Origin of the sequence: Ewingella americana (assembly GCF_006438725.1) — a bacterium.
Lineage (GTDB): Bacteria > Pseudomonadota > Gammaproteobacteria > Enterobacterales > Enterobacteriaceae > Ewingella > Ewingella americana_A.
In genome coordinates, this window is sequence record NZ_RCZD01000004.1 from 115684 (window position 1) to 141200 (window position 25517).

At 51.4% G+C, this 25517-nt stretch carries 30 protein-coding genes and 1 pseudogene; 4 read left to right on the forward strand and 27 right to left on the reverse strand.

What is annotated here, in order from left to right; translation table 11 throughout:
• Positions 1-208: 208 nt before the first annotated feature.
• The 3 genes and pseudogenes from EAH77_RS08535 to EAH77_RS08545 all read left to right on the forward strand — a co-directional run bounded on the left by EAH77_RS08535 (position 209) and on the right by EAH77_RS08545 (position 2568).
• The gene (locus tag EAH77_RS08535; RefSeq protein WP_140471689.1) at positions 209-559 is read left to right on the forward strand and encodes an SH3 domain-containing protein; all 351 of its coding nucleotides are present in this window, start codon (positions 209-211) and stop codon (positions 557-559) included.
• Between the two features lie 18 nt (positions 560-577).
• Positions 578-700 (forward strand): annotated as a pseudogene (locus EAH77_RS08540) (ISL3 family transposase); the annotation flags it as partial.
• Positions 701-1029: 329 nt separating this feature from the next.
• Positions 1030-2568, forward strand: coding sequence for a methyl-accepting chemotaxis protein (locus EAH77_RS08545; protein WP_140471691.1), 1539 nt, complete (start codon positions 1030-1032; stop codon positions 2566-2568).
• A 413-nt stretch (positions 2569-2981) separates the two neighbouring features.
• Here the strand turns inward: EAH77_RS08545 and umuC are convergent, their stop codons facing one another.
• The 27 genes from umuC to EAH77_RS08685 all read right to left on the reverse strand — a co-directional run bounded on the left by umuC (position 2982) and on the right by EAH77_RS08685 (position 25238).
• Positions 2982-4247 carry a translesion error-prone DNA polymerase V subunit UmuC gene (umuC, locus tag EAH77_RS08550; protein ID WP_140471693.1) on the reverse strand — a complete coding sequence of 422 codons (1266 nt, stop codon included), beginning with the start codon at positions 4245-4247 and terminating at the stop codon, positions 2982-2984.
• Positions 4247-4669: a translesion error-prone DNA polymerase V autoproteolytic subunit gene (umuD, locus tag EAH77_RS08555; protein ID WP_140471695.1), complete on the reverse strand. Its 423-nt coding sequence runs from the start codon at positions 4667-4669 to the stop codon at positions 4247-4249. Before umuD ends, umuC begins: the two co-directional genes overlap by 1 nt.
• Before the next feature lie 112 nt (positions 4670-4781).
• Positions 4782-4985 carry a hypothetical protein gene (locus EAH77_RS08560; protein ID WP_140471698.1) on the reverse strand — a complete coding sequence of 68 codons (204 nt, stop codon included), beginning with the start codon at positions 4983-4985 and terminating at the stop codon, positions 4782-4784.
• A gap of 13 nt (positions 4986-4998) precedes the next feature.
• On the reverse strand, positions 4999-5973 hold the full coding sequence (locus tag EAH77_RS25730) for a hypothetical protein (RefSeq protein WP_206664881.1): 975 nt from the start codon (positions 5971-5973) through the stop codon (positions 4999-5001).
• 47 nt (positions 5974-6020) lie between these two features.
• Positions 6021-6617 (reverse strand): YmfQ family protein, encoded by a 597-nt coding sequence (locus EAH77_RS08570; protein ID WP_140471700.1) that lies wholly within the window; start codon positions 6615-6617, stop codon positions 6021-6023.
• Complete coding sequence (locus EAH77_RS08575; RefSeq protein WP_140471702.1) at positions 6614-7759, reverse strand: baseplate J/gp47 family protein; 1146 nt, start codon at positions 7757-7759, stop codon at positions 6614-6616. Before EAH77_RS08575 ends, EAH77_RS08570 begins: the two co-directional genes overlap by 4 nt.
• A 2-nt stretch (positions 7760-7761) precedes the next feature.
• Complete coding sequence (locus EAH77_RS08580; RefSeq protein ID WP_140471704.1) at positions 7762-8196, reverse strand: phage GP46 family protein; 435 nt, start codon at positions 8194-8196, stop codon at positions 7762-7764.
• Positions 8196-8777: a phage baseplate assembly protein domain-containing protein gene (locus EAH77_RS08585; protein WP_140471706.1), complete on the reverse strand. Its 582-nt coding sequence runs from the start codon at positions 8775-8777 to the stop codon at positions 8196-8198. The genes EAH77_RS08580 and EAH77_RS08585 overlap by 1 nt, the downstream gene beginning before the upstream one ends.
• Entirely contained in the window at positions 8774-9835 is a 1062-nt protein-coding gene (locus EAH77_RS08590) for a phage baseplate assembly protein (RefSeq protein ID WP_140471708.1), read from the reverse strand. Before EAH77_RS08590 ends, EAH77_RS08585 begins: the two co-directional genes overlap by 4 nt.
• Positions 9832-11238 (reverse strand): DNA circularization protein, encoded by a 1407-nt coding sequence (locus tag EAH77_RS08595; RefSeq protein ID WP_140471710.1) that lies wholly within the window; start codon positions 11236-11238, stop codon positions 9832-9834. Before EAH77_RS08595 ends, EAH77_RS08590 begins: the two co-directional genes overlap by 4 nt.
• A gap of 49 nt (positions 11239-11287) precedes the next feature.
• Entirely contained in the window at positions 11288-13093 is a 1806-nt protein-coding gene (locus EAH77_RS08600) for a lytic transglycosylase domain-containing protein (RefSeq protein ID WP_140471712.1), read from the reverse strand.
• A gap of 118 nt (positions 13094-13211) precedes the next feature.
• Positions 13212-13805 carry a phage tail assembly protein gene (locus EAH77_RS08610; RefSeq protein WP_241673428.1) on the reverse strand — a complete coding sequence of 198 codons (594 nt, stop codon included), beginning with the start codon at positions 13803-13805 and terminating at the stop codon, positions 13212-13214.
• 2 nt (positions 13806-13807) lie between these two features.
• Positions 13808-14176: a phage tail tube protein gene (locus EAH77_RS08615; RefSeq protein WP_140471714.1), complete on the reverse strand. Its 369-nt coding sequence runs from the start codon at positions 14174-14176 to the stop codon at positions 13808-13810.
• 9 nt (positions 14177-14185) lie between these two features.
• Positions 14186-15670, reverse strand: a complete 1485-nt coding sequence (locus EAH77_RS08620; protein WP_140471716.1) for a phage tail sheath subtilisin-like domain-containing protein — start codon at positions 15668-15670, stop codon at positions 14186-14188.
• Entirely contained in the window at positions 15670-15891 is a 222-nt protein-coding gene (locus EAH77_RS08625) for a DUF2635 domain-containing protein (RefSeq protein WP_140471718.1), read from the reverse strand. The genes EAH77_RS08620 and EAH77_RS08625 overlap by 1 nt, the downstream gene beginning before the upstream one ends.
• Before the next feature lie 16 nt (positions 15892-15907).
• On the reverse strand, positions 15908-16453 hold the full coding sequence (locus EAH77_RS08630; protein ID WP_140471720.1) for an ATP-binding protein: 546 nt from the start codon (positions 16451-16453) through the stop codon (positions 15908-15910).
• On the reverse strand, positions 16450-16794 hold the full coding sequence (locus EAH77_RS08635) for a head-tail joining protein (protein WP_140471722.1): 345 nt from the start codon (positions 16792-16794) through the stop codon (positions 16450-16452). Before EAH77_RS08635 ends, EAH77_RS08630 begins: the two co-directional genes overlap by 4 nt.
• A gap of 2 nt (positions 16795-16796) precedes the next feature.
• Positions 16797-17099 carry a hypothetical protein gene (locus EAH77_RS08640; RefSeq protein WP_140471724.1) on the reverse strand — a complete coding sequence of 101 codons (303 nt, stop codon included), beginning with the start codon at positions 17097-17099 and terminating at the stop codon, positions 16797-16799.
• Positions 17100-17101: 2 nt separating this feature from the next.
• The gene (locus EAH77_RS08645) at positions 17102-18151 is read right to left on the reverse strand and encodes a major capsid protein (RefSeq protein WP_140471726.1); all 1050 of its coding nucleotides are present in this window, start codon (positions 18149-18151) and stop codon (positions 17102-17104) included.
• A 108-nt stretch (positions 18152-18259) separates the two neighbouring features.
• Positions 18260-18673 (reverse strand): head decoration protein, encoded by a 414-nt coding sequence (locus EAH77_RS08650; RefSeq protein WP_140471728.1) that lies wholly within the window; start codon positions 18671-18673, stop codon positions 18260-18262.
• On the reverse strand, positions 18673-19302 hold the full coding sequence (locus EAH77_RS25125) for a DNA primase (RefSeq protein ID WP_161985783.1): 630 nt from the start codon (positions 19300-19302) through the stop codon (positions 18673-18675). Before EAH77_RS25125 ends, EAH77_RS08650 begins: the two co-directional genes overlap by 1 nt.
• A 2-nt stretch (positions 19303-19304) precedes the next feature.
• Positions 19305-20159, reverse strand: a complete 855-nt coding sequence (locus tag EAH77_RS08660; RefSeq protein WP_140471730.1) for a S49 family peptidase — start codon at positions 20157-20159, stop codon at positions 19305-19307.
• A complete protein-coding gene (locus EAH77_RS08665; protein ID WP_206664882.1) occupies positions 20156-21793 on the reverse strand; it encodes a phage portal protein in 1638 nt (545 codons plus the stop codon). The genes EAH77_RS08660 and EAH77_RS08665 overlap by 4 nt, the downstream gene beginning before the upstream one ends.
• Complete coding sequence (gpW, locus tag EAH77_RS08670) at positions 21793-22056, reverse strand: gpW family head-tail joining protein (RefSeq protein ID WP_140471732.1); 264 nt, start codon at positions 22054-22056, stop codon at positions 21793-21795. The genes EAH77_RS08665 and gpW overlap by 1 nt, the downstream gene beginning before the upstream one ends.
• Positions 22057-22067: 11 nt before the next feature.
• Entirely contained in the window at positions 22068-24176 is a 2109-nt protein-coding gene (locus EAH77_RS08675) for a phage terminase large subunit family protein (protein WP_140471734.1), read from the reverse strand.
• Positions 24118-24687: a hypothetical protein gene (locus tag EAH77_RS08680; protein WP_140471736.1), complete on the reverse strand. Its 570-nt coding sequence runs from the start codon at positions 24685-24687 to the stop codon at positions 24118-24120. Before EAH77_RS08680 ends, EAH77_RS08675 begins: the two co-directional genes overlap by 59 nt.
• Positions 24688-24920: 233 nt before the next feature.
• Positions 24921-25238, reverse strand: coding sequence for a hypothetical protein (locus tag EAH77_RS08685; RefSeq protein ID WP_140471738.1), 318 nt, complete (start codon positions 25236-25238; stop codon positions 24921-24923).
• Here EAH77_RS08685 and EAH77_RS08690 point away from each other — a divergent pair.
• Positions 25237-25515: a hypothetical protein gene (locus tag EAH77_RS08690; RefSeq protein WP_140471740.1), complete on the forward strand. Its 279-nt coding sequence runs from the start codon at positions 25237-25239 to the stop codon at positions 25513-25515. The genes EAH77_RS08685 and EAH77_RS08690 overlap by 2 nt on opposite strands.
• The last annotated feature ends 2 nt before the right edge of the window (positions 25516-25517 follow it).

The following is a 25517-nucleotide window of genomic DNA, read 5'->3' on the forward strand; positions in this document are numbered from 1 at the left end:
ATTTATTCATATAAATACAGCAAGTTAAAAAAATAAATTCTTCATAAATCCAAATGAAGCACACAAACATGTACACAATGTGTTTGTGTGTCTTTCAGAAATCTTTGACCAATTCCTTATGTAGATACACTGTATGTTTAAGGGTCTTCCCCTGTTGTGGTGGCTGTTGTAGGATTTTGGTTGTTCACCGAACAATGGGAGATGCCACTTGAATAATGTTGCTGTTGTCATCAGAAATTACAATTCTGCTTTTCCTGACCCCATTTCGATAACGAAGAATGATACTGCCGTTATCAGCCATTGTGACCTTGTATATCCGGGATGGATATGGGTAACACTCCCCTCAGGGAAAGCTGGATGGGCTCCCCAACAAATATTTTCTCCACTCAGCTCTAATGAAGTCATCTGTCTTGCAGACTATACGGCCCATGAATTATCAGTCAGCTTCAACGAGAAAATTACTGTTATCAAGTCTCTTAATGGCTGGTACTGGGCGCTCAAACACTCAGGAGAGTCTGGTTGGGTGCCAGAAGAATGTGTAAATCTTCTGAGTATCTAATCAACCTTGAGCAATTTCATGGACGAAAAATCCCTCTATGCCCATATCCTTAACCTGTCCGCACCGTGGCAGGTTCTTTCTCTTGATGAAAAATCCGGTCCAGTGACGGTCATTGTCGGCATTACTGGGCACACACAACTGTGACCTGCTCCCCGTTGATTAGTACACCCCGATGTTAGTAATGCCTTCATAATGACCCGCCTAGTAATCTGGCGGACAGCTACAGCTTCTTCCTTAAATTCAGGGGTAAAACGTGGTGTGCCCAGAGACTCCCCTATACTCAAAATATAGGTCAGATTTGTCACAGGCTCGGGGGCACTCCAGCAGGGACATTTATTTTCCTCTGATAAAACACTCTGCACTTCATGAGGAATGATTAGGAAAATTTATTTATTTATTTACACACATAAAGATAATGGTTAAAAGGCCGATACTATAAGTACATCCCATTCTGAGTTCGAAATCACCCCATGACTATCTTGAAAAAGCTGTCACTTATATTTGCATTCACACTTATTTCTCTTCTAACAGTAGGATTAATAAGTATAAATTCCATAGGGAAAGCTCAGGAGCGGTTTGATTATGTTGCAACTAACGCCCTGCCAAGTATAAGTAAAATAGCTGATATTTTACGTTATCGTGAGGAAGCAAGACGGCAAATATTTATGGCACTACTCATAACCAAAAAAGATGTTTATGAAAATCATATGATTAGCGCCAGGAATTATTTAAACCAAACTCAGGAAGCCCTGTTTTATTACAGAACACATTTGGTATCAGATGAAAAAGATTCTCAGTTAATAAAACAGACCATTGACAACTTTTATGATTATAAGAAAAATGTTGACAACATGGTGGAAGTTTATAAAAGCAGCGGGATTGATGCAGCCAGAGATATGGTATCAGACGGAGGTGCGACAGCTGCAGCCTCAGTGGCTCTGAGCGCAAGCATCAAGAATTTGTTAGCTTATAATAATCAAATTGTGACTACGTTTGAAGAGGTGAATCATAAGCAATACCGGAAGAGTATCTGGATCCTGGGTAGCATCATTGCTGTTGCAGTCCTGCTCACTGGATTTTTCTCTTATTCCATTCTTAATTACCTCAAAAAAGGGCTTCAACATTTACAGAACAGTATGAAGAATATCAGTGAGAGCCTGGATCTGACACTCCGTGTTAGTTTGGAAAAAAATGATGAACTTGGAGCAACAGCTACCAGTTTTAACAGTCTCTTAGAGAAATTTAAGGATGTGCTATCCGGTGTCAAGGGTGCCAGCAAAGAAGTAGATACAGCGTCTAATGAAATTTCCCGTAGTAACGATGATCTTTCATCACGCACTGAGTCACAGGCTTCTTCTCTGGAGCAGACGGCTGCAAGTATGAATGAGTTGTCCGCAACCGTAAAACACAATATGGAAAACGCAAGAGAAGCCAATAACTTTATAGGAAAGGTTCAGTCAATAGTCATTGAAAGTAACCACGAGCTTAGCGCTTTAAAGGATTCGATCAACGATATTGCTGTTTCATCTAATAAAATTTCCGAAATCACCTCAATCATTGACGGGATCGCTTTCCAGACTAATATTCTCGCACTCAATGCGGCAGTAGAAGCAGCTCGCGCAGGGGAACAGGGAAAAGGATTTGCGGTTGTAGCCGGAGAGGTACGCTCATTATCACAGCGTTCCTCCATTGCCGCCCGTGATATACGCAGCCTGATTGAGGGATCCATTAAGGATGTGGGTAAGGGTGTGGTATACGCAGCGAATGTTACAACGCGAATGGATGAAGCCCTGCTTGTGGTGAATGAAACTACACAGCTTATTAATCAGGTCAATAATTCATCTACTGAACAAAGTTATGGTATTGATCAAGTCAATATTGCGGTTAACCAGATGGAAACTAATTTACAGCAAAATGCGACGATGGTAGAGCAGATGGCAGCAGCGGCTAATTCTCTTAGTCAACAGGCTGGCAATCTTTTAACCGACGTTAGTTCTTTTAAACTGTAAACTAGAGTCTTTTAAAAATTGCTGGCCAGATTTGTCTACAGGCTCGGGGGCACTCCACGCTCCCCTGCGGGCATTTTTTTGCCCGGACTGTGGAAATTCCCACGACCTGAAACTATGCTCAAATCAGCTGACACAAGAACAGCATAGATAGCCATACCTACTGATAGCCCGCCGTTAACGCGGGTTTTTTTTTAAAAGAGCTACGTATCAGTAAATCGACAACCTGATGCGACGCCCGCTTGTATTCATCGTCGCTCACTTGTTACTGCTTCCTCTCGATGTGAGTAATGATAATTTCGACACTGACTATCTTCCCCTCCGCCATAACTACTCATACACCGGGACACACCCCTTTCTCTAGGCCGATGAAATTAAATCTTTTAATGGAGTTTTAGGATGCGCATCCACTTTTCTCAGAGTATAACTTTCATCAGATCTGCAAATCGCGTTGTATAAGCGGGTGAAAGCATCTGGCGTTTCATCTCCCAGCTCTTTTGTATTCCCTGGCCAGCAAACCATACCCGCCCTTTTCCGCTGTGGTTAATACCATCGAGGACGGCCATCAGTTGCTCACTGTTAGAGCGCGGTTTGTATTCGTCAAACAACCCGAGTTGTGCAACGCCCTGGCTATAAAAATCACCAAGCATTACGCCGCACTTTTGAAACCGGTGGCCATCCTGCCAGATCGCATCAAGGCACTCTGTCGCTACGGCAACAATATCGCGGCTGTCTTGTGTCGGAGTCTGAATTCTCGTTCCAGCGGTTTGGCCATAATAGATTTCATTTTCGGCAAACGGGCTGGTTTTAACGAATGCTGAAATGTGACGGCAGAATTGATGTTCACCGCGCAACTTCTCTGCGGCTCGTGCAGCATGGCTACAAATAGCTTCACGCATCAATTCATACTCACTCACCCTGTCACCGAATGAACGTGAGCAGATGATCTGCTGTTTCGTTGGTGCAAATTCCTCTAGTTCGAGACATGGTTCACCACACAATTCCCGAACGGTACGTTCCAGGACTACACTGAAATGCTTTCTAATGAGTGTTTTCGGGGCATCAGCAAGTTGTAGTGCAGTTTTAATGCCCATATCACTGAGTTTTTTTGATATGCGCCGGCCAACACCCCAGACATCGCTAACATTAACGAGGGTCATCAATTTTCTCTGTCTGGCTAATAGAGAAAGGTCAACGACCCCCTCTGTTTTTGTCCATTTTTTGGCGGCATGATTGGCTAGCTTAGCCAGCGTTTTCGTCGGTCCAATACCCACCCCGACTGTCAGCCCCGTCCACTGTAAAACTTTCGATCTCATCTCTCGACCAAATCCCTCCAAGCTTTTACAGTTCCTAACTCCTTGTAAATCAATGAATGCCTCGTCAATCGAATATATTTCGACACCAGGTGACATTTTTTCTAAAACAGTCATTACCCGGTTAGACATATCCGCATACAGGGCATAGTTGCTGCTGAAGGTAACTATATTTTGCCGTTCAAACTGAGCCCGCATTTTGAAATATGGAGCACCCATCGGAACGCCCAGTAATTTTGCTTCGGCATTCCTGGCTATTACACAGCCATCATTGTTGCTTAAAACTACTACTGGTCGCCCTTTCAAATCCGGCCTGAACACAGTCTCACAACTGGCATAGAAGCTGTTCACATCTGCCAAGGCAAACATCACTGAAACCCGTTAATACTGAATGTCACGACGCCAAAAACTTCTAAGTCCTCGCCGCCGTCATGCAAGATAATTGGAGGGAAATCAGGATTCATTGGTTCGAGTTGGAAAACCGGGTGCGTGCACAGGCGCTTGACGGTGTATTCACCTGCCAGTGCTGCGATAATGATATCTCCGTGTTTTGCCTGCAGGCTCCGGTCAACCACCAACATTGAACCTTCATAAATTCCCGCATCGACCATAGACATACCGGTTGCCATTACAAAATAAGTGGCTGCTGGGTGATGGACGCAAAGCTCATTTAAATCAATGCCTTTTTCGATATAATCCTGAGCGGGAGAAGGAAATCCAGCTTGAACTTTATCCTGAAAAAACGGAATGAGTAGCATTGTTGGTTCGGGGATAGGATAAAAGACATTCATAATGCATCTCATGATAACTGGTTATGCATACAGTATAATCATGGGACTGTTTTTGGCGCAAAGGATAAATACGTGAGGAGGAGTCAGGCTGCTGATCAGCAAGGAAAGAAAGTTATGCAGCAACCTCTGGGTCTGTTGGAGGTGGTAAAAGCCTCTGAAGTATTATTGGTTGCTCGTTGAAATATACAGACCAGCGCGGATCCGATTGCTCAACAGTGCCTTGATTGGGCCATACTTCTGGGTCATTTGGGCTTCCAAAATAAGAGATAATCATCTCTTCTGTATCATCAGTAAATTGAACGTACAGTAATGTCATGTGAGCCTCTTATTTAGAATGTATAGAAAGAAACAACCACGTTATAAGTGGTTGTCCCAGCAGAAGCGAAGAGTGTTTGATATAGAGTTTGCGGTGTGATTATTGGAATAATCATCGTCACCGACGAGGCAATATTTCCACCGGATGCTCCTGAAACAGTGACGGTCCCGCTACCAGCCCCGCCACTATCAGCAGCAATATTTACACTGCTGTATACTGCCGCTGATGAAGTATTGGTGCCTATAGTTGCTGTTAGGTTGACGTCTTTCGCGTTCCGAGGCGCAGCTGCAGAGATAGTAAATGGGGTAAATGGGTTAGCTGAACCTGAACCGGTTGTGCTGAGAACACTAGTAGCAGGGAAAAATACACGTCGTCCGTACTGGGAACCAATCTTAAACTGGCTACTTGCATTCGTCTGCCACACAGAGACTAATGCTGACGCCGTATATCCTGCTGGCATATTCGCGCCGCCATATACTTCTGGTACGACAGCAGCCGTGGCATTAACAGCGAGTAAAGCGCTCGTATTTGTTGATGGGTTATAGATTGCATACAGCGCGACGAAGCCTGATACCGGTGCGCTACCGGTGTCCATGCCGCCTGCACCGGTTGTCGCAAGGTTAATCGTCTTGCTGAAGCTACCAATGCGGTACTGCAATCCACCCAGAGCAGTGCCAACAATCAGCTCATCTGCTGTAAATGTCGCCGTGGCCGATGCCGCTGTTACAGACATTTTCGCGTTACGCGCCTCACCCACTACGCCGGTCACACCCCCTTTGATAAGCAATTTCAACGCTGCCAAAACTTGAACATCATTGCTTGAATCTAAGGATAAACCACCAGCAGTAACGACATTGGCTAATTCACGCTGGACCGTATTAAACCAGGCGGCATCTAATATTGTCGGCGGCGTTCCCGCAGCCACATTGCCATTTGTCCATTCGCCGTTGGCATCCGCTGTGGACGTAATACTTCCAATTTTTTGCATAAAGAATCCTCGCCAGTGAAGGCGCTTAAAGTTGAATAAAAAATTAATTAAGAGGAATAGCCAAACTTCACGATGGTGTGGGACGGCGCCAGAGCAGTGAGCCTGCATTCCAGGCGTTTATTACCCCAAGACCGTAGAGGGTCTCCGCAATAAGACATCCCGGCCTGAGCATAAGTGATCGTCGTTTTCGGTGCAGTGACCAGCCAGGTAAAGGGCCAGTTCTCTCCGTTTAACGCATCACCGCAAACAGACATCCCGGCGCGAGCCTCTCTAAAAACAGAGATCGTGATGTCATACCCCAATGCTTTGGCCACACCGATAAAGTATGCCGATGACTGCCCCCCAGTGCTAAATAGCCGGGCAATCACTGCCTTTTGCCTGAGAGCAATGCTGTCATTCTCCCCGATCGCACAGTCATCTGGCAGCCCCAGGGTTTTCTCCCAGTCAGTGAGCATAATTGTGGCAGTAGCTGGAAAAGCACCCACAAGAAGCGCCGCCGCCGCGTCATCACTTTGCTGATAGGACTGCGCCAGTGCGCGGAATACCGCAGCCTGCACACTGTCAGCTTTGCGGGGCCAGACCAAACCTGTCGGCATCAGGTTCTGCAGTGCAGCCGTATAATCCTCAGTGCTGAACCGGCTCATGTGTAAGTCACCGTACCCCTTACCGGAAGTTCGCCCGTCGCAGTGGTTATGTTCACTGAAGGTGACGTCAGGATAAAACCGCTTGTGCCGCTGACGTTACTGATGGCGATCAGCAAATCAGAAAGCAATATCGTGGCACCCTGAGGGTTCCCCGACTCAAATAGCACGCCGTCAATTGCAGCTGCAATCGCCGCGGTGACAGAGCTGCCTACGGATGAAATACCGTTGATGGTAAAATTAATGACTCTCTGTATCGGAGAGCACACGCACACCAGAGACGTCACGGGCTGCTGCGGATAAATAGCATCAGCCACCCTTCCCTGATCTCCGGTGGCCTTCGCGGCTGACCAGTTATCAAGCCTAGATATTCCATCGGCTCCCACTGGAAATCCGTGATTTGATGTGTCATTACCATCGATCATGATGTACACACCCACTGAACCCGCCCCCATGAGGCGACGGACTGTCCAGGCCCTCGTCACGCCGGAAACGGCAAGCGCCCAGGACTCATAGTCCTCATCATTTCCGCCCTGCGGCGTATTCTGGTAAGCCAAAAGCATCCGCGTCCGAAATGCGTCTTCACTTTCAATATCCGCACCATTCGTGATCGAGGTTCCGATGATAACAGTGGAGTCGATACCAGAAATACTGGTATCCAGCGTCAGTTGTGTTCCCGCTGGCGTATTCCCCGCCGCTCCGCCGCCGGTAGGGTCGTCATTTGGGTCAGGTAATACGGCCGTGATAGATCCGGTACCGCTGCCTGCTGAAGTGATCGCAACGTCGGTGCTGACCGTATACTGATAACCATCTCCACGGTTCAAAACGGTGCCAGCCGGAACAGTTTTTCCTGAAATTCCCGTGAAAATAGTCCCGTTGTTGGTTCCTGCGTTTGCGGCTTTTTGCGTTACGCTTTTCAGCGCCGCCCAACCTGCCAAATTCTCGTCTGTAGCACTCCAGGGCACAGACTGTTTTGCTATCCAGTCAAGATAACCGTAATGCAGATAGGCCAAACCGGCATCGGCACTTCCAAGAATATTGAGGTTTGAAAATCGTAGCGGAGTCCCCACCCCTTTTAGTTCTGACTCAATGGCGGCGATATTCCGCGCGCGCAGTTCGCTTAGCGTCGGTCGGTTGTATGGCATCGTTAGGACTCCCAGACCCAGAAATAACGCTTTGATACCGCGTCCTGTCCCGGTTTTTGGTAGGTGATAAAAAGGTTGAGGCGGTTCGGATATACTATCTGGGTGACCGGGGTAATACCCGCCACTATGCCGTCATCAATGAGCCACTTCAGGGCCTCCGAGGCATAACTTTCTGCCTTATTAGCCGTGGCCACCGTGAGCTTTTGGCGGCGAAGAAGCCAAAGCCTGGAACCAATCGGGTATTCCTGTTCAATATCACCCCACCACCCGCGCCGGTCCTCTCCGTCATATTCATCGTCTGCCCGCGCCAGCCGATCGGTAAAGAGGCTGATCAGGATGGCGGTGTCGAGATCGTTGCCCTCCTGTAGATCACCTGACGCCTCAACCCAATCTCCGACGGATTGTTCCGCGTTCCAGAGCGTTGTTATGTCCGTCATTAAACCTGCTCCCCCGGTTTCTCACTGGTCGGTGATGAACTGCCGCTCTGCACATTTTTCACAACATGATTGTGCCCGTTGTAGGTATCGCGCAAATTTTTCAGGGTAGTGGTGTTACTGCCTGCGTTATCAATAATATCGCCCGTGCATTTCAGCAGCGGCGTGTCAGCATAGATTTCTTCTGAGGCGACGATGGTCACCTTCGTAGAGTTGATCACCGTGACCGGCTGCCCACTGGCATCTACCTCAATCCCTGTTTCCATCAGCTTAAAATGCATCCCCCACAGGTTGTACAGAATAGTTTCACCCGGATTAAGGCCGGTCTTTCGGCTGCTTTTATGCCCGGAGGCGATCACCACGGCATTTGAGCGGTCACCCGACAGGTAGGCGATGAGTACGTCCGCCCCTTCGGGAAGCGAGGATGAAAAGCCAAATTCCATCAGCCGCGGGGTATTGTTTTTGACCTCGAGTGGAGTCTCATACTGGATTTGTTGAATACCACCACCGTCGTTGGTGAGCGTCGCCCGGCCAATCCCTAACATCATCATGGCCCTGCGGTAGAGCGTGCTGATTGCTGTCATCGATTCAACTCCTGGATCACGTTGTAGAAGCGATAAGGCTGCACGGAGAAAGCCGCCGGCGGCATCAGGACCATCTGCGCGACGGTACCGCGCTCATCCTTAATGAAAGTAACTTCAGCCAGAAGCCACAGCACATCGCTAATCCCCATCTTCGGAATGTTTACGGGGATCAGGGTATTGGGTTCCCACAATTTCCCGGCACTGTCGCGCCAGTTGTCCACCGTGACCTGCAGGGCTTTAGAGCGTCCGTAACGACGGTTCATTTCCCAGTCAATCGCCTGTTGTGCCAGTTCAGTGGTGTTCATCGTGCTTTCGACGATGATAATGCGATTTCGGTACCGCATTTTTGCGACGTCAGGGTCATTCGCGGTGGCTTTCGTTACCGCACCGTACCCGCTGTCGTCCATCAGCGGGTTGACCGTCATTGATACACCGGTGTACTCGGAAAACCGTTCATCCATCGATGCCTCGTAGGCTGCCGCTTCAATATTGACGCCCTGCGCTGCGCCACTGGCCGCTTTTTTTGTACCGACACGGGTCAGAAAAAGACTGCCGTCGGGCAAGTCGTAGTAAAGCAATGCGGCCCAGCGTGTGATTCTGTCGATAATTTCCTGTGAACTTTCCCCCCAGTTGAGCGTGAACTGCGGCACATTCCCCATACCGCTCACGTCACTTGAAACAGTAATGCCGTAGGGTGAGGCGAGGCGCTGAGCAATTTGCAGCGGCGTCGCCCCGGTGATCACGTTGTTATTCCATTTCGCTGAGCAATCAACCAGGTCCTGGCACTTGCTACGACCTTTTGCCCTGACCTCGTGCCTTGTTGCGGAGATCATCGGCGCCCAGCGGTCAATATAGCCAGTGATAACGGTATCCCCCCCTAACTTGACCACGCAGGGATCCCCTTCTTTCACTAATTGCTTATCATCGCTTCCGGGAAATTCATCCATCAGTGACAGATCAAAATCGCTCGGTAGACGTTCAATGCTGCGCGTAACCCGAACGGAGTCCCACCCTGACAGTATTTTCCCGCCGATGGTTAACGTCATTTCATCATTCATGAGGTGAGCGCCCTAAAAGTGAGGGGCATAAAGGCCGGATGGATAGGGTCAGCCATCTTTGCCAATGCTTCTGCCCGGCTACCGTCCTGATACAGGCGATTCGCCAGGTTCAGAGCAGGCAAGGGCTGGCTAAATGAAACGGTTTCAACGATAGCCAGGAGCGCACCCTTTGCCTGTAATGTCGTTTTCACATTTGTTTTGAGATCAGATAACTCACTGAACACGTCGTCATAGCCTTGATCGGCCGCCGCCAGAGAAACGGCATCAATCACCGCCACCACCCTCTGAAGTAAATCAGCGGCATCGTCATAACTCACTGGCTCATAGAGCGATGCGGCATAGGCCATTGCACCCGCAGAAAGCGTGGTCAGGTAAATCTGAACGGATAAGGTGATGCCGCTGTCGCTGGAGTTGGGCCGATATGTTGCATCAGAAAACCCCGAAAGCGTTTCAAGCATGCGGATCAGCTCCAGACCTTTAGCTTCACTGGCCAGCAGCGTGTTAATCACATCCTGCGCACCACTGGCATAGGATGCGACGCTGGTTGATGCCAGCAGGCTGGCCGTTGAGGACTGCGTTTGCGCCCTGTCTTCAACGGAGGAAGCCATTTTTTGTGAAACCAAAAGTTGATAGTTTGCGGTATCTGCATCTGATGAGGTGGCAGTGGTTGCGCCCGACGCGCTGCCGCCCACGGTGCCGGTGTTGTAACGTCCATACCGGGTGCTGCCGAACGTTGATTTCAGCGTATTGCTGAGGTTGGTCGCTTCATTTGCGACCCGGGTTACCATGCCTGTCCAGAATGACACTGTGCTTTTGAGCGTTTTTATCGCCTGGGTGACCGTTCTAATATCAGAATTAACCTCGGCAATAAACGTGGCCGCCGATTTAGCCGCCAGCGCCAGCCAAGAAGTTTTCACTGTGGATACAGCGGATACTGAGCTGGTCACGGCGAAAACCCGCAGGCCGGACTCGATAACGGTCAGCGTAAACTCAAAAACACGCTCGGCGTCTTTGCTTTCGTGCAGCTTGAGTCCATCTTCCGGGATGCTGACCGTCAGCTCTCCCAGCGTGGGGTGGACCAGCGTACCGGCACCCAGCGTTTCACATGCAGCGATCAGATTATCGCGCTGGGTCATTACGTCCGGCGCACTGTAGACCAGGCTGCTTTGAATGATAAAACCGGACAGCGTCAGGCGGCGGGTAGAGCGTCCCATATCCTCCACCCACACCGTATCGCGGTATGGGTATTCATGAACGGCCTGCCGGCGGCCAAAGCTACCATCACCGTCAACGACCGCAAAGGGAACGCCCCTAAATGAGGCCGGGTGAATATGATCCTGCCATTTCCATGTGTCACCGGAAAAACCCAGCAGTGATGACAGCGCATCTTGTATCAGTGGCATCCTATCCCCCATAAATGAAAAACCCGCCGAAGCGGGTCAGGTTGATATTTCAAGGCATAGACATTGCTGTGGTGACTTTGCCGCCAGCGCCGGAGACTTTTTTCCGCTCCCCGGTTCGCTCATTAATCAACGTCAATTCAATCTCACTTTTATTGTCTTTTAAGACCTTAGACAAAACATCTGCAACTTGTTTTACATCTATTCCCCCCCCGGACGTTCCTCCGGCGGTGTGTGTCGTCGCATTAATATTCGTATCGGTGTGGGTATTTAAATCATTCCCCGGAAGTGCGTCTTCCTCTCCTGGGGAATTACTCCCGGTCGAAGTGTCGTAAAAATCAGGAAGCCCAGGCATAACCCGGTCCAAATAGTCGCGGGTTTCTTTTGGCGCATACTCAAGCCCCATGTTACTGACTCGACTGGGTCCCCAGTTATACGCCGCTACTGCCTTTTTCATATCCCCGCCGAACTGGGCTAAAAGGTCAGATAAATAGTGTGCAGCGGCTTCAGCTGACTTGCCCGTATCCATCCGATCAGCGCGATTATTAAGTCCATATTGCTGCCCGGTCGTCGGCATAAATTGAAAGGGTCCCTCAGCGCCAGCCGGTGAAAACAGATGCTTCCCGCCAGAAGACTCCGCTTGATAAACGTTGTTGAGGGTTCCACGTGGCAACTTATATTTTGATTCTAATTGTGAGAATAACGGACCCTTCGCACCAGTTTGTTCAGCGCTGACTGGCGGATTTACAGAAATATCTTTCAAATCTTGTTGGAGTCGCTGCCCCTCCCACTGCGCGCCATACCGGGCATTCAATTTCTGTTTAAAATCTTTGTCAGGATAGCCAGTGGCTAAATACAGACCTTCAGTAAAAGAGAGTGAATCCTTGAAGGATTTATCTCGCCTTGCATGAGCAAGGATATCGTTATCCTTATCACCGTGATAAAACGAATCGGGGGTATCGTTTGCATGTTTTTTGCTGTAATCCAGATTATTTTTTACCATATCTCCGTACTCGCCGCGCTGACCAAGCCATGCCTGAGATTTCATCTGCAGACCATCCATAGCAGCTGAAACTTGATTAATGGAGTTGCGAAATTCGAGGGCATTTTGTATATCCTGGTCGGAAAATATCAACCCGTCGCGCTGCGCCTGGTCTTTAAGGCGCTGGATCTGGTCAGTGCTTTGTCGCAAGAAATTCAGCAGTTCAGGAGAAAACTGACCGACTTGTGCGATCACGGCCTGCCGGGCGGGGGACTGTTTCAGCATGGCCTTGTTCAAGTCATCCATCAGTTTCACAACATCAGCCATCCCTTCCTTGGTTTTGCTAATTTTGATGCCCATTTGCGCCAGCAAAGCATTGAAAGGGTCATCCCGACCGTTGAGCGCATCATTGGCGCGCTGATAAAGCCCGGTCACAGCACTATCAGCAGAATCCCGAGTCGCACCGTTTTCAATCATGGCGCCCGTCAGCTCTTGGTAGGCTCGCGTTGTGGTGCTGATGTTTTTTGCAGTGGAATCAATCTTGTATCCTGAATCTGCATATTCCTTTATGGACGATTTAACCCCATTAATCACAGTTGCTAAACCGCCCAGACCGAGAGTCAGCCCCCCCACCATTTTCAACGGCGGTACCAGATCACCAACGAACTGGACGCCATCTCGGGCATTTTTGGCCAACTTGTTCAAGCGGCCACTGATTTCATCAAGCCCTTCTGCTGATCGGCGTCCACCAAGTTGTACTACTTTTTGCGCATCATTAAGCTGAGGTATAAGTTTTTGAACGGCGTCATCAATGTTTTGAATTGACTGCGATACCTGATCGTCTGCCTTCAACTGGAAATCAAATGCATTAGCCATTAATTATGTTCCTTTAACTTATTTAGGCGAGTTGCCTGTACAAGCCACCAGTTAAGTTCAGACCAGGTCATTGCCCATCCATCCCTCGGCCCCCAGCCGTAGTAATAAGTCACATCAGCTATGCGCTCCCGCCACCTTCCATCGCGGGGGAGTAGTTTAAAAAACCCAGCAGATAGCCCTCACAGCGCTTGTAATCAGTGAAGGGAAGGCGATTAATCACTTCTGGCGCAATACCGGAAAGTTCGGAGACCAGCGCAGACATCGCGGTCAGCCCCCCCTTCGCCGTCTGCGCTTTATAAAACTGATCAACCTGTTCCAGCGTGGGTTCAAACAGGTCAATACCACTCCAACTTTGCTGACTCTTACTGTCTTCGAGCAATTTGGATAGCACAATGACTGTACTGTTTTCAGGTGTTGTATCTGGTTCGAGTGTTTCGGGGGTGTAATTTAAAAAGGTAAGAAGGAAAACCTCACATTGCCTGAACGTCGTGAACGGTAAACGCTTTATCACCAGCGGGGGAATGCCCGTCAGCAACGAAATAAGATGCCCCATTGCTGTGAGCGCCCCGCCGGATTTTTGCGAAGCAAGGAACTGATTCACCTCGATTAACGCCGGTTCATGAAGCGCAATATTTTCCCAGACCAGTTTACCGCTGGCATCAGCCAGCGGTTTTCCCAATGGAATGATGATGTTTTTTTCCTGTTCTTCCACGATCAGCTCTCCGTCACGTCAAAACCTTCCCAGCGCACGTCAAAGACTGCATCTTCGCTGTCGACTTCCTGCGACTCAACCGTCCACATGGCACTACCTATGATGGTCTTTCCGTTAGCCAGCTCAGCCACAATCGTCACATTTGTCATATTTGTGAAGTCCGCAACGGTAGTACCGCCGCTGTCGCGCACCTGACAGGAGATAAACGGCGCAGAGGGTTTCTCTTTATAGCCGTGCACATAGTCCATGCCGGTCAGCGTTTCACGCTTGAGCTTGGAGGGACTATATTTGAACTGGCCGGCGACCATGATCGAGACGCCGTTAGTCGTAACAAACGCCGTTCCTGCCAGGCGGTTAGATGTATCTGCCATGATGATCCCTTACGCCGCAGCTTGCAGACGGAACTGGTTGAGGAGAGCGAATACGCGCAGCTGGTTGATCAGGACACCGTCCCACAACACGTCAACTCGGTTCGGATTTGAGGTATTTTTGGTTACCACCAGACCGGCAGCGAAAGCTTTGGAATCCTGCACATAGCCGTTGTATTCCAACTGGGTGTACTGGGCGATAAGCTCGGCGCGGATAATGTTCGGCGTCACGATAGCCGAGCCCGGCGCAAAACGTGTGCCGTCGGCCGCCAGCTTCATGCGGGCAAATTTCGACGTGACCTGCGTTCTGATAAATCGCGTCACGAACATCAGCAGGAACAGCGTTTCGACCTGCAGATAGCTGTCGTCTGCGTCACCGTATTTGTTGGTCTGATACGTGGTGATCAGGTTTTCAACCTGCACCGTATTGTCATCGGCAACGGTAAACGTCGAAATCCCGCTGTAAAGCAGGTTGTTACGTTCTGTCAGTTCGAAGCGTGACGCCAAAGGCGGTGCCAGCACGCCGCTGATAGTCAGCGTTTGCAGAGGTCTGCCCGGATCGTTACGCAAGCTGCCCGCTACCGCACCGGTCACCGCAGCAGACCAGACATACGCCGGGGTCGGCGAATCATAGACGCCCAGCAGCGTAGCATGCTGATCATTACGGGCTTCCCCGACGGTGGTCAGTTGACCGTACGTGCCTGATGTCGCGCCGAAGCCGTGGCCATATAGCTGCTGCGCGTAGCTCCAGCGGCCGGTGCTGTCTGAAAGCAGGTCTTTTAGCGCGTCGAGAGACGTCGTATCCGTATAAGGCGTCACGATGAAATCAAAGGTACGATCGCCCAGATTTGCCAGCGCAGTGGTCATATCCGGTGCGCCCGCGCCGCCGGCCATGGCGGTGAGCGTAATGCCCAGCCCGGCAGGCGTACTTTCTCCACCCGCGCTACCCTGATAATTCAGGCGCAGATCAAGCCCGTTGCCGTGAGCCCCCTTGTTTTTGGCAGTCAGCGTCACAACGCCGAGTGCAGTCGTTGCCGTCACCGGTAATGCGGTTTTCGCCGCAATAGCCGCCGCCAACGCCGCCGCCATCGAAGTCACTGAATCCGTACTCAACACCGTGGCCTGCACCCGCTGACCGGCGATGTACAATGAAATCACGCCGGTTTCTGTTGGCGCGGCTGTTAAGGTCACGGTTCCTGCCGCTGCCGTCTGGGCGACACCGTCAGCCAGCGGAAGCAAATAGATTTCCCCTGCGCCGTCGTTCGCAAGATACGCAACCATCTGGTTGTGGAGCATTGAACCCGCACCATAAATCCCTGCTGTATTTGACGCGGAGGATTCAATAACCGGGATGTTAAGCACCGCGCCAGCCATTGTCAGCGCCTGACCGATGATCAGTGTGCGCTGTGTCGCGGTCGCTGTATTGGCCAGGGAGTTGTCAAACTCGGCAAAGAAAAGCGGCGTGCGGACATTGGAAGGGATATGTTGGAAATCCATTAGCGGGTACTCCCCGTATCGGTTGCAGAGATAGTTTTATCGCTGCCAGTGGATAAATCTGTCACTTTTTCAGTGGACGCAGGTTTTGCCTTTACGACATCACCGTCGCGCAAACGACGATTCCAGAACGTACTTTCCGGCACTTCTGCCCCTTCTTCGGGCAATAGGGTGCCTTTAACCGGGTCACGCACAGTGCGCCCGGTTGTGGGTTTTACAAACATGGGATACTCCAGAATGTTATTGAGGCAGGTCTATGGTGACGCCAACTTCTGGCGTGCCGTCAGGCTCTATAATGGTGATGTCTACCCCCTCAAGCGGGGTTGTTTCGATGGGGTAAAACTCTTCGGGCCCCTGGTAATACTCGATATCCAATTCCATCAGAAGCTGGGCAGTATGGCCTTCACCGGCAGCGCTGATATCCACCGTAGAGCGGATCTGTAAAAACTGCTGGATCTGGCGGGTAAGGTCATAGCTGTTGATGAGCGCCCTCTCGATCTGCTCCCTCAGTTGCTCCAGTGAGTCCTGGGCTTTTACAGCTCCATTGTCCTGATCTGCCTCATCGAGTTCCTGAAGGCGCCCAGTGACCCGGACAGTCGTGACGGTAGTGAATTGCGGAACATTTCGACCCAGTGAATTTTTTAAGTCGAAAGGCGTTTGTACGAGAATGGCCGGATACATATCCTCGGAGGTAGGCCAGTCACGCGGAGAGTAGACACCTTCTCCGGCATCCGTTTTCCCAGTCAGCGCAGTGATGACGAGTTGTCGCAATGCTGCTGCATTCATACCTTCACCTTGTTGAGAATGAGCTTTGAGCCACCGTGGCTGTCTGGCTGAATATCGGCGATGGTAAACAAAGTGTTCACCGGCTCGCCGCCAACAGTACCGATGAATACCCGATCCCCTTTCTTCGGTGGAACTCTGAACTGACTGTCCAGTACACCAAGGACGGGGGACGTTGTGTTTACCGTGCTACCGTCATCAAGAGGCTCAACTTCCTGCGTATAGGCGCGGTCGAAGATCCCGCTGATGGTATAGGCCGCACCACCCGCGGGCCGGAAATCAACCGGGTCACCAAATACGCTGTGCAAAGGCTTGAGCAGATGCTGATCCCAGTTGACCCCCATTATCAGGCTTCCCCGCTCTCAGTTTTAACGACATTGGGTTCGTCGGATGTGATAGTCGATTGACCATCAGATTTTATGATGGAGACTTCCTGACCGCTCGTTTCTTCCATCTCCTGTTTCACCGCGTCCAGCGTTTTCACAAAGCCGAGAGCAATAAGTCGTTTAACGTCACTCGCAGATAATTCCACACGCGTATTCTGCGCATAGTTATCCCCGTCATGACGAAGGCTTTTCCCTTTTAGCACCACAACGGTGACCATTTCAGCGGCCTCTGTGGCCGCGTCTGCTGTTTTATCTTTTGCCATGATCACACCACCATCGCACAGAGAGCCGCGTTAACCCGGCTTGGGATAACGATCGGGGAAGACTGCATCATCAGGAAGCGCTGGGCGGGGTCCTGTTGGAGCCAACTTTTTGGCGCATAGGCCATCGGGCCATAGTTAAAGGCAGGATCTATGATGGCGCCAAACGCGCGGGTCCCCATCAGATCAGAGCCTGACATGATCACTGAACCGTCGGCAAACATTGGCGTTTCGATGCCGGTATCCGGATCGATGAACCAGTCGTTGTAAAGCCAGAGTGTGTACTGCCCCCAATAGCCCTTACAGACGGCGCCCTTCGCGATCTGTGCACCAGGATTGATGATGTTACCGGATGGGTTCTGCGCCGGCAGGATAATGACGCCTTTTAGTGACGTATCCAGCTTGAACGCACGCCATGCCTTGCTGGTGAAGATGATATCCATCGCCTGCGCGCCAGATTTTTGCAAGATCCGCGTCTGCCATTCTTCAATGTCATCCGATGGCTGGGTGTTGGTTGCACCAGCCGCAACGCTGGTCGGCCACTTATCTGAACCACTCAGTGCAATAGTCAACGATGGGTCACGGCCAAAATCGACTACGGTCGTCGGGTAGCCTTCACCTTTGATGGTGACGGTGCCTGTTGCAATCGCACTGCACCCCATCCACTCCATGCGGCGGTTGTGGATGTCGATTTGGTCGCTCATCTCGAACTGGATGTTCAACATTTCACGCTCTGCGGCGGTGTATTCGCCCCCGATGCGCTCGCCAATCTGGCGGCGGATCGGTTTACGCAGGTCAGGAGCACGCTTGTCTTTGATGTAGGCAGGTTTGAACTTGTCGGTCTGGTAGCGACGACTTTCCACCAGCTTACCTTCGACCAGCGGTGAGCAGAACGGGGCCATGCGGCGAAGACCGACGTCTACGTCAATCGCCACATACTCATCGTCACTGGTCACGATGTTCGGGAAAAATCGGTCGAGGATAAAATTTTGGGACGTCATCAGATTGGGCACCAACCCAACCAGCGACACGGTATCGTAAATAGATTGAGACATGGCTTGTTCTCTCTGTGTCCCGACCTGCTGGCCGGGATAAATAAAAGACGCACAACGCCCTGCCCGGTGAAGGGCATGCGAAGAAGGCGATTAAATTAAAACGGGTGTTTAGCTGGCAGGTGCCTGAACGCTGTCGCGCAGGAAAATACCGAATGGCCGAAGCGCGGGTTTGAGCGTGACCAGCGTCCAGCTCGGATCGAAGGTAATGCGGTTCTGATTGATTTCTGCCATGAGATATACGCCCGCTAACGTGTCCGCCACGGTGGCATTCACATCATCGGCCAGAATGGCTTGCGGAACCTGGCTGCCGTCGGTTGCTGTCGCCACGCTCAGGGTGTATTTCCCAGAGGCAGTGATCACACCCAACACGGTGCCGCGCTTATAGGTTGCCGCAGAGCCGGTCAGGATGGTCACCGTATCGGATACCACCTGCAGAGGGCCGGACAACAACTGATCCGGAATGAAGGTGTCATGCTGCACGCCCGGAACCCAGGCATTTTGCCCCACTGAATTTACAGTCATTATTTTTTACCCTTAGCCTGGTTGTAGAGAGCGGCCGCACGGGAGACCACTGAGTTTGCATTCCCCGACGGGCCCGTATCGTCATTGCCCAACTGATGGTTTTCCACTTTGGACATGCGTTCGTCCAGAGATAAACGACGAGACTGCTGCGGCGCCTGCATCGGGCCAGAGCTTGCCAGCACGCGGATAGCGGCGGCCGAGCTCATGCCCGTGGTGATAGCCAGAGAAACGGCCAGTGGCCCTTTGCCCGCGGCATATTTGCTGCCAAGGATGCGCGAAACGCGGTTACGCTCAGCGCGGCGGCCCTTTTTGACATCACGATCTTCGTCTTCATCATCGCCGTCATCGTCGTCGCCTTCGTCAGCATCCGCGTCGTCGTCATCGTCTTCATCATCATTGCCGTCAGAATTATCTCCCCCCTTGGCGCGCTTGGACTTTTTGGACTTATTCTTATCGTCGTCTTCCTCAGAATCGTCCTTTTTGTCCTCTTTATCTTTTTCCTCTTCTTCAGCCCGACGCGCTTTTGCCTTTTTGGATTTTTCTTTCTCGTCTTCATCCTCTTCTGACGCGTTAGCGGCAAAACCAAACAGGTGCGCAAAACCTCGAATTTTCTTTGTTTTCACTGACATTGTTATTCTCCAACCAATTGTAATAAATCGCGGAATGCCGCATCCGGTGAGGACACCTGATCGGCCAGTCCCAGTTGCACACCGTCGGCGCCCAGGAAACAGGCGGCTTCGGTATCACGGACGGTTCTTTCTGCTATCCCGCGATTGCGGGAGACGGTACTCACGAACAGGCGACCCATCTCATCAATGTCTGACTGAATGGCTTTGCGCGCCGTGTCGCTTAATGGCTCATACGGATTGGACTCAGCTTTGCGGTCGCCGTAGGTGATGATGGTGACCTGCAGACCATCACTTTTAATCTTCTGTGACCAGTCAACGTGCATCACGATGACCCCCACTGAGCCGACGCCGCCGGTGCGCGGAACAATAATTTTGTCTGCAGCACTGGCCAGCGCGTAGGCCGCTGAGTAAGCGCTTTCCGACAAGATTGCCCAGATGGGTTTACTGCCGCGTGAAGCATAAATGACGTCGACCAGATCAAAACACCCGGCCACTTCGCCGCCTGGTGAATCGATATCAAGGCAAATGGCTTTGACTTCACTGTCGTTCAGCGCCTGAAGGAAACAGGCGCGTATGCCGTCATACCCGGTCATGCCGCTGTAGGGTCGCAGCGTGCCCAACTTCTGCACCAGCGTGCCCTGAATCGGGATCACCGCGACACCCTCTACCACGTCATAGCCCGTATCACGGGCCTTTCGGGTAAATGCGCTGTCATCGTCATCCTCCCAGTCAGACATTGACTGAATGCGCGTCAGGCCGAAACGGTCAGTCAGCGCGGCCATGACGACTTCAGCTTTACGGGGATGCAGCGCCAGCGGGGTGTTAAACAGACGCTGCGCTAGATGGGGTAAATTCACTGTGCCTCCGGGTCTTTAATTGTTTGAGGGGCAAAGGTGTCAGCCTGCGCCCATGAAGGCACCGGCAAACCGCGCTCTTTAAACGCTTCGACTTCACGCGCCCGCTGATCGAGAAGCTCTTCCCAGTCTTCGCCGACGTTCTCTGACACCTCCATTTCCAGCGTAGACATGCCGGAGTCCATGCCGAGGATTGCGCCTTTTTTCTCAGCAACGGGATCAACCCAGCCGCGACCGGGTCCCATCCACTGCGCACGGCAATAGGCCGCTTTCGCTGCCAAAAATTCTGGCGCGCCAGCAGGGAGAGGTACCTCACCGAGATCGTGGAGTTCTTCGATAAAGCTGCTGAAGATAGGCTGGGCAAAACCACTGGCAAAATCGTCACGACGGCGTGTTAGCGTTTTCCAGGCTTCCAGCATCGCGGAGCGGGCTGAGCTGTAGTTCACATCAGACCAGTCCTGCGTCAGCTGTTGGGTGGAAATACCCAGTGCAGCGGCCACGTTGCGTAATGCTGCGCTTTCGAACGCTGCAAAATTGCTGGTTGGCCGAGCGGCATTAACGGTGGCAACCTCTTCACCAGGAGCCAAAATAGGCATACGTGCACCGCTTTGCAGCGAAATACGGTTGTCTTTATGAAAATCGGTACGCATATCCTGATATTCGAGAACGTCATCCGTTTTGAGTCCGTCTTCGAACAGTCTTGGGTCGTATGGCGAAGTGATGTATGCCCCAAATATGGCATTCAGGATGGATGCCTGAAGTTCTACCTCGTCATATTTGATCAGCATTTTCAGACGCTGAACGATAGGCGTGAAAACGCTGGTGCCGCGGTGCTGACCTGCTCTTTCACTGTCAAAATCATGAACAACTATTGGTCGCCCCCATGCTGTTTCGCGCTTAATACGTTCCCATGTCATGGTTTTTTCAGCGCTCCACCAGTCTCCCATGTGGGCTTTTCGTATGTGATACGCCACCGGCACACCGTCCTCATCAATTTCCACCCCACCGCGAATGTTCAGCATGTCAAAAACCTGCTGGGGGTTGCTCAGGCGATCTGGATCAACAATTTGCACCGTTGTGGCATATCGCGCGCGACCATGCCCTAGCCGGTCGGTTCGGTATTGCAGGACTGCCAACGCATCCCCATCCACTAACTTGTGGCGAAACGCCAGACGCAGCATCTGGGACACCGTTTTTTTTCTTTCAACGTCGCAATAACAGTTAGGGTCTTTTGCCCAAGTGCGCCAGGCGGCCTCAACCGCTCGCCCATATTCATCCGCCCATTTGGCATCAAAGGCTTTAATGCCGGTTTGCATGGCCAGCGCGCGATAATCGACTTTGGCAATCGGGCGGAAGTTTGCGCCGACGGCGTTATCAAGAATTCGCGTGACGCTGCCGGAGGCCCATCCGTCATTACGTGCCATGTCGCGAACGCGAGAAACAATGCGGTCACGGTAGATGTTAACTTCGTTATCCGGCGACCAGAGTGCAGGTTGCCAGTTAGCCATAGAATCGCTGAAGGAATCCGCGGCATCATAAGGCACGCTGCCTGAGCCATTCAGCATCGATGCGCGGCGGTTTGAAGGAGGTAATGGTCGGCCATTAGGCCCAAGGATCCTGACTTCTCCAGTTTTCATCACCACCTGAACCTTAACGTCCTGCGCGGACGCGGCACGATGCCCAGTTGGGCCTGCAGAAGTTGAATAAGCGCGGTGAGCTGGCTGATATTGGTTTGCTGATAGCTCACCGACCGGGTACCGTCGCCCTGCGCGTACGAGAAAGAAACCCCTTTGGCGCCGGACGACAGCTCTAGATAGGCCTGCTGGGCCGCTGTTAATGCCGCCGTCAACTGGTCACGGGTCAGCGCACCAGCCAATAAACTGGAGTTGGGATCGAACATAGGATTCCTTTTTAATTAGCCAGGCGTTTGTACAGTGGTTTGCGCTGAGGTTTTTCAGGTTCGGTAATAATGACGCCGGGTAAACGAAGGTCCTGTTTTTCTTCAGGCTCCGGCGCCGGAGGCAATAACGTGTCAGGGTTATTTTCCAAAGCTATCGCTTTGGCATTTAATTTAAGGCCTGCATGGAACAAGCCGCATAGGGCGGCGTACGCGTAAACTCGGCAGTCCAAGGCTTCGTTGGCTTTGCCCGGCGGCAACTCCCACACGCTGTAGCGCTGTCCGGCGGCTTCTTTCATGACTAACCGTTCCGCTGTGAGCTGCGTGAAATACCCCATATCCCGATCGGTAGAAAAGTGCATGTAACCGGGACCGGGCTGCTCTATGTGTAATCGGGAGCGAATGGAATCTTTTGCAGAGTTGACGCCAAGAATGATCGGACGGAATTTTGCGCGGGTTTTCGACGTCGGACGCTTATTCGGCCAGATGGGTGAACGCTTACCCCCCGTGGCAGATTCGCCTTTGATCGCCCAAATCCTTCGCCCCAGTCTTTCCTGAGAAAACTCATACACTTTTTGCGTATGGTTACCGCCGGAGTCATGGCAGGCGGCCATGATGGTAAAACCCCGACCGTCAGCGCGGCGCCATACCTGTTTAAGGTAGGCGTCCAGCCTCAGCCAGGGTTCAGCCGTTTCAAGGTCACCCTCGATCACGTCGAAAGCGACAGACCAGCTTTCCTCGTCTTTGCCCCACCCCACCACCTCGACCTCGAGCCTGTCATTCTGGGTATCGATACCCGCTGTCAGAACGGCCACGCCATCTGGCACCTCAGCGCTGAATACTTCGCGCCGCGCAAGCAGCACATCAACGGGAAGGCGTTTGCCATAATTAGGTCGGTGAGGTAGACCCATCTGGGTATTCCACCAGGCCAGCTCTTTATCGGGATCTCCTTTGGCTTTGAGATACTTTTCTGCGATATCTGACGGCTTGTCTTTTTGCCACGGACTGAATAATTTCGACGCCTGAAATCCCGCGTGAATGTTATCGACGCCTAACTTTCCGCACTCAGGACATACAACCCGGTGAACGGCATGACGCACAGAGGATGACCACTGCCAAACTTTACTAACGGCGGTAACATCATCGGCATGCCATGCCTGATCGTAGAGATTGAGCGGAACGTGTCGGGCGCCACAGCACTCGAAAGGTTTTGTCTGATGCCACTGAATTGTTTTTAATGACCGCAGCCTGTCACCCTCAGACCATCCTGTACCACAGCTTTCGCAGTGGATCATAGCCTGTTTGGTATGGTGTTTATCACCTTCTGATGGCCAATGAATGTGCTTAAAAAAATCTTGAAACTGGCGGTGACCACAGTGAGGACAAGCCACCGATGCGCGGCGCTGGTCGGAATCTTCATAGCTTGCCGCGATCCGGCTTTCGTCTTCCACCGTCGGTGAGCAAGCGCGAACAGATAGCCAGTTCAGCCCGAAGGTCGCGGTGCGTTCTTCGGCTAGCGTTATCGGATCGCCTTCGCGGGTAATGGGGTATTTATCCACCTCATCGGCCAACAGCACGCGGATCGGGCGACGCGCAAGGTTATCAGGACTACCCGCGCCAGCCAGCGCCAGAAAGCCGCCGGTAAAGGATTTATAGAGCAGCGTTTCTTTCGAATTCTTCTGTTTATTGCCGCCGATCAGGTCACGCAGCACTGGGGTTACACGCACCAGCGGCGTTATACGCTCTTTTGAAAACTGCTCCGCCGCGTCTTCTTTTGGCTGCAGGAGCAACATCGGGCACGGATCGAGATGCGCAAAATAACCGAACAGGTTTTCAAGCAATGCCGTCTTCATCAGCTGAGTGCAGCACATCACCGTAATGATATGAACGCCTGACTCTGTTGCGGCCAGCATCGGGCCGCGGGCTATTTCTACGGTTTCGGTTTCCCAGTTACCGGAGGTGCTGCCCGCTTCTTTCGCGAGCTTACGATAACGATCTGCCCAATCCGGCACGCTGATACGCGGCGGTGGCATCCAGCCCTTCCTGATACTGTTTAAAAGTCTGTCACGTTTCGTCTGTGTTAAATTCAGGTTCGCCGAGTCCGGAGATGTGTTTATGGACATGTTCGATTAACACCTCGGTCATTCTGTCGGCTGGGACATCCAGGTCAGCCGCCATCAGGGGAGCCACCCTTGACGGCCAGTTCATCCAGGCGTCGCGCTGCTGGCGGAACGCCGCGAATAACACAGCTTCAGCAACAGAGAGCTCGACCAGTTGACCATCCTCTTTCTCGAACTCGAGCTTTGTTAAAAGTGCCAGATAGTTTTCTTTTACCCTGCTGGCCTCTTCCCGCGACATCTCTGCACCGGTCGCCAGCATGATTTCTTTTACCGCCTGTGCAGTGGTTGAGTCGTCTTTTGCTTCAGTGCCAGGCTTGGTAATTTTCTTTTTCGCCGCGTTCTGAGTGCGCGGATCCTTTCCATCACGCAGAGTTGCCAGGGCTTTGTCACTGGCTTCAACATCAATGAGATTCCCCTCGAGCACGACATACTTACCAGCTTTAACCCACCGGCCTATCGTCTTGCGATCGACACCGGCGTGCTTCGCATATTCAATTTGCGTCATCGTTGTCATGGGACATTTACCTCGATGGGACAGTGGGACATTATTTTTGTGTCCCACCCAATGTCCCATGCAAATGTCCCACGTAAAAATATCAACAAAGCCACGTGGCGTAAGGGCTGGCAAAAGTTAGTGCATAAATATGCACGTGGGACATGGGACACAAAATGAAAAATTTATAGCTGGTGAAACTGTGCGGCGCGCAATGCCCGTGCAATAGAAAGGACCGGGGAAGGACCCATTTTTTATTGAGAGTCATTATCAATTGGTAGCCCCTCTTCTTCCCTGCCTGAGCGTTGAAGCCAGGTTTTGTTCAGCGCTTCGACTTCACGCGCGCGCTGATCGAGAAGCTCTTCCCAATCGATAGGAGTAGAAAGCAGTTCCACCAACTTCTTTCGCACATCATCATTAACATCGAATTGCACAAGGTTGCTGCCCATATGCAGCAGGCATAATGTTTTATTCCCCCTTTCATCAGTCAATATGTCCAGGGAATAAATATCCGGCTTACATAAAGTAATTCCGGTTGATGTAACCAGTGTTTTATTAATGAGGTCAGTCATGGGAATACTCTCCGAGTTAAATACTCTTCTTGAGAAAATACCGTTGTGGGGAAAGCTGCAGTCAGTTCCCAATGAAGTTGAAGCGTTGAAACTTAGAGTCGCAGCACTTGAGGCTGCAATAAACACCACTGCAGGAGGCAAATGCCCGAAGTGTGGAAAAATGACTTTTGCATTAGAACGAACCGAAGCTGATCCAGCGTTTGGCAACCTCGGCGTGCAAAGAGATGTTTATATATGCTCAAGCTGTAACTATTCCAAGTTTGAACAAATAAACTAAAA

Bases quoted from the DNA above. Each gene is read 5' to 3' on its own strand.
- EAH77_RS08545 (WP_140471691.1), top strand. From the start codon at position 1,030: ATGACTATCTTGAAAAAGCTGTCACTTATATTTGCATTCACACTTATT.
- umuC (WP_140471693.1), bottom strand. From the start codon at position 4,247: ATGTTTGCCTTGGCAGATGTGAACAGCTTCTATGCCAGTTGTGAGACT.
- umuD (WP_140471695.1), bottom strand. From the start codon at position 4,669: ATGAATGTCTTTTATCCTATCCCCGAACCAACAATGCTACTCATTCCG.
- EAH77_RS08560 (WP_140471698.1), bottom strand. From the start codon at position 4,985: ATGACATTACTGTACGTTCAATTTACTGATGATACAGAAGAGATGATT.
- EAH77_RS25730 (WP_206664881.1), bottom strand. From the start codon at position 5,973: ATGCAAAAAATTGGAAGTATTACGTCCACAGCGGATGCCAACGGCGAA.
- EAH77_RS08570 (WP_140471700.1), bottom strand. From the start codon at position 6,617: ATGAGCCGGTTCAGCACTGAGGATTATACGGCTGCACTGCAGAACCTG.
- EAH77_RS08575 (WP_140471702.1), bottom strand. From the start codon at position 7,759: ATGCCATACAACCGACCGACGCTAAGCGAACTGCGCGCGCGGAATATC.
- EAH77_RS08580 (WP_140471704.1), bottom strand. From the start codon at position 8,196: ATGACGGACATAACAACGCTCTGGAACGCGGAACAATCCGTCGGAGAT.
- EAH77_RS08585 (WP_140471706.1), bottom strand. From the start codon at position 8,777: ATGACAGCAATCAGCACGCTCTACCGCAGGGCCATGATGATGTTAGGG.
- EAH77_RS08590 (WP_140471708.1), bottom strand. From the start codon at position 9,835: ATGAATGATGAAATGACGTTAACCATCGGCGGGAAAATACTGTCAGGG.
- EAH77_RS08595 (WP_140471710.1), bottom strand. From the start codon at position 11,238: ATGCCACTGATACAAGATGCGCTGTCATCACTGCTGGGTTTTTCCGGT.
- EAH77_RS08600 (WP_140471712.1), bottom strand. From the start codon at position 13,093: ATGGCTAATGCATTTGATTTCCAGTTGAAGGCAGACGATCAGGTATCG.
- EAH77_RS08615 (WP_140471714.1), bottom strand. From the start codon at position 14,176: ATGGCAGATACATCTAACCGCCTGGCAGGAACGGCGTTTGTTACGACT.
- EAH77_RS08620 (WP_140471716.1), bottom strand. From the start codon at position 15,670: ATGGATTTCCAACATATCCCTTCCAATGTCCGCACGCCGCTTTTCTTT.
- EAH77_RS08625 (WP_140471718.1), bottom strand. From the start codon at position 15,891: ATGTTTGTAAAACCCACAACCGGGCGCACTGTGCGTGACCCGGTTAAA.
- EAH77_RS08630 (WP_140471720.1), bottom strand. From the start codon at position 16,453: ATGAATGCAGCAGCATTGCGACAACTCGTCATCACTGCGCTGACTGGG.
- EAH77_RS08635 (WP_140471722.1), bottom strand. From the start codon at position 16,794: ATGGGGGTCAACTGGGATCAGCATCTGCTCAAGCCTTTGCACAGCGTA.
- EAH77_RS08640 (WP_140471724.1), bottom strand. From the start codon at position 17,099: ATGGCAAAAGATAAAACAGCAGACGCGGCCACAGAGGCCGCTGAAATG.
- EAH77_RS08645 (WP_140471726.1), bottom strand. From the start codon at position 18,151: ATGTCTCAATCTATTTACGATACCGTGTCGCTGGTTGGGTTGGTGCCC.
- EAH77_RS08650 (WP_140471728.1), bottom strand. From the start codon at position 18,673: ATGACTGTAAATTCAGTGGGGCAAAATGCCTGGGTTCCGGGCGTGCAG.
- EAH77_RS25125 (WP_161985783.1), bottom strand. From the start codon at position 19,302: ATGTCAGTGAAAACAAAGAAAATTCGAGGTTTTGCGCACCTGTTTGGT.
- EAH77_RS08665 (WP_206664882.1), bottom strand. From the start codon at position 21,793: ATGAAAACTGGAGAAGTCAGGATCCTTGGGCCTAATGGCCGACCATTA.
- gpW (WP_140471732.1), bottom strand. From the start codon at position 22,056: ATGTTCGATCCCAACTCCAGTTTATTGGCTGGTGCGCTGACCCGTGAC.
- EAH77_RS08675 (WP_140471734.1), bottom strand. From the start codon at position 24,176: ATGTCCATAAACACATCTCCGGACTCGGCGAACCTGAATTTAACACAG.
- EAH77_RS08680 (WP_140471736.1), bottom strand. From the start codon at position 24,687: ATGACAACGATGACGCAAATTGAATATGCGAAGCACGCCGGTGTCGAT.
- EAH77_RS08690 (WP_140471740.1), top strand. From the start codon at position 25,237: ATGGGAATACTCTCCGAGTTAAATACTCTTCTTGAGAAAATACCGTTG.
- EAH77_RS08685 (WP_140471738.1), bottom strand. From the start codon at position 25,238: ATGACTGACCTCATTAATAAAACACTGGTTACATCAACCGGAATTACT.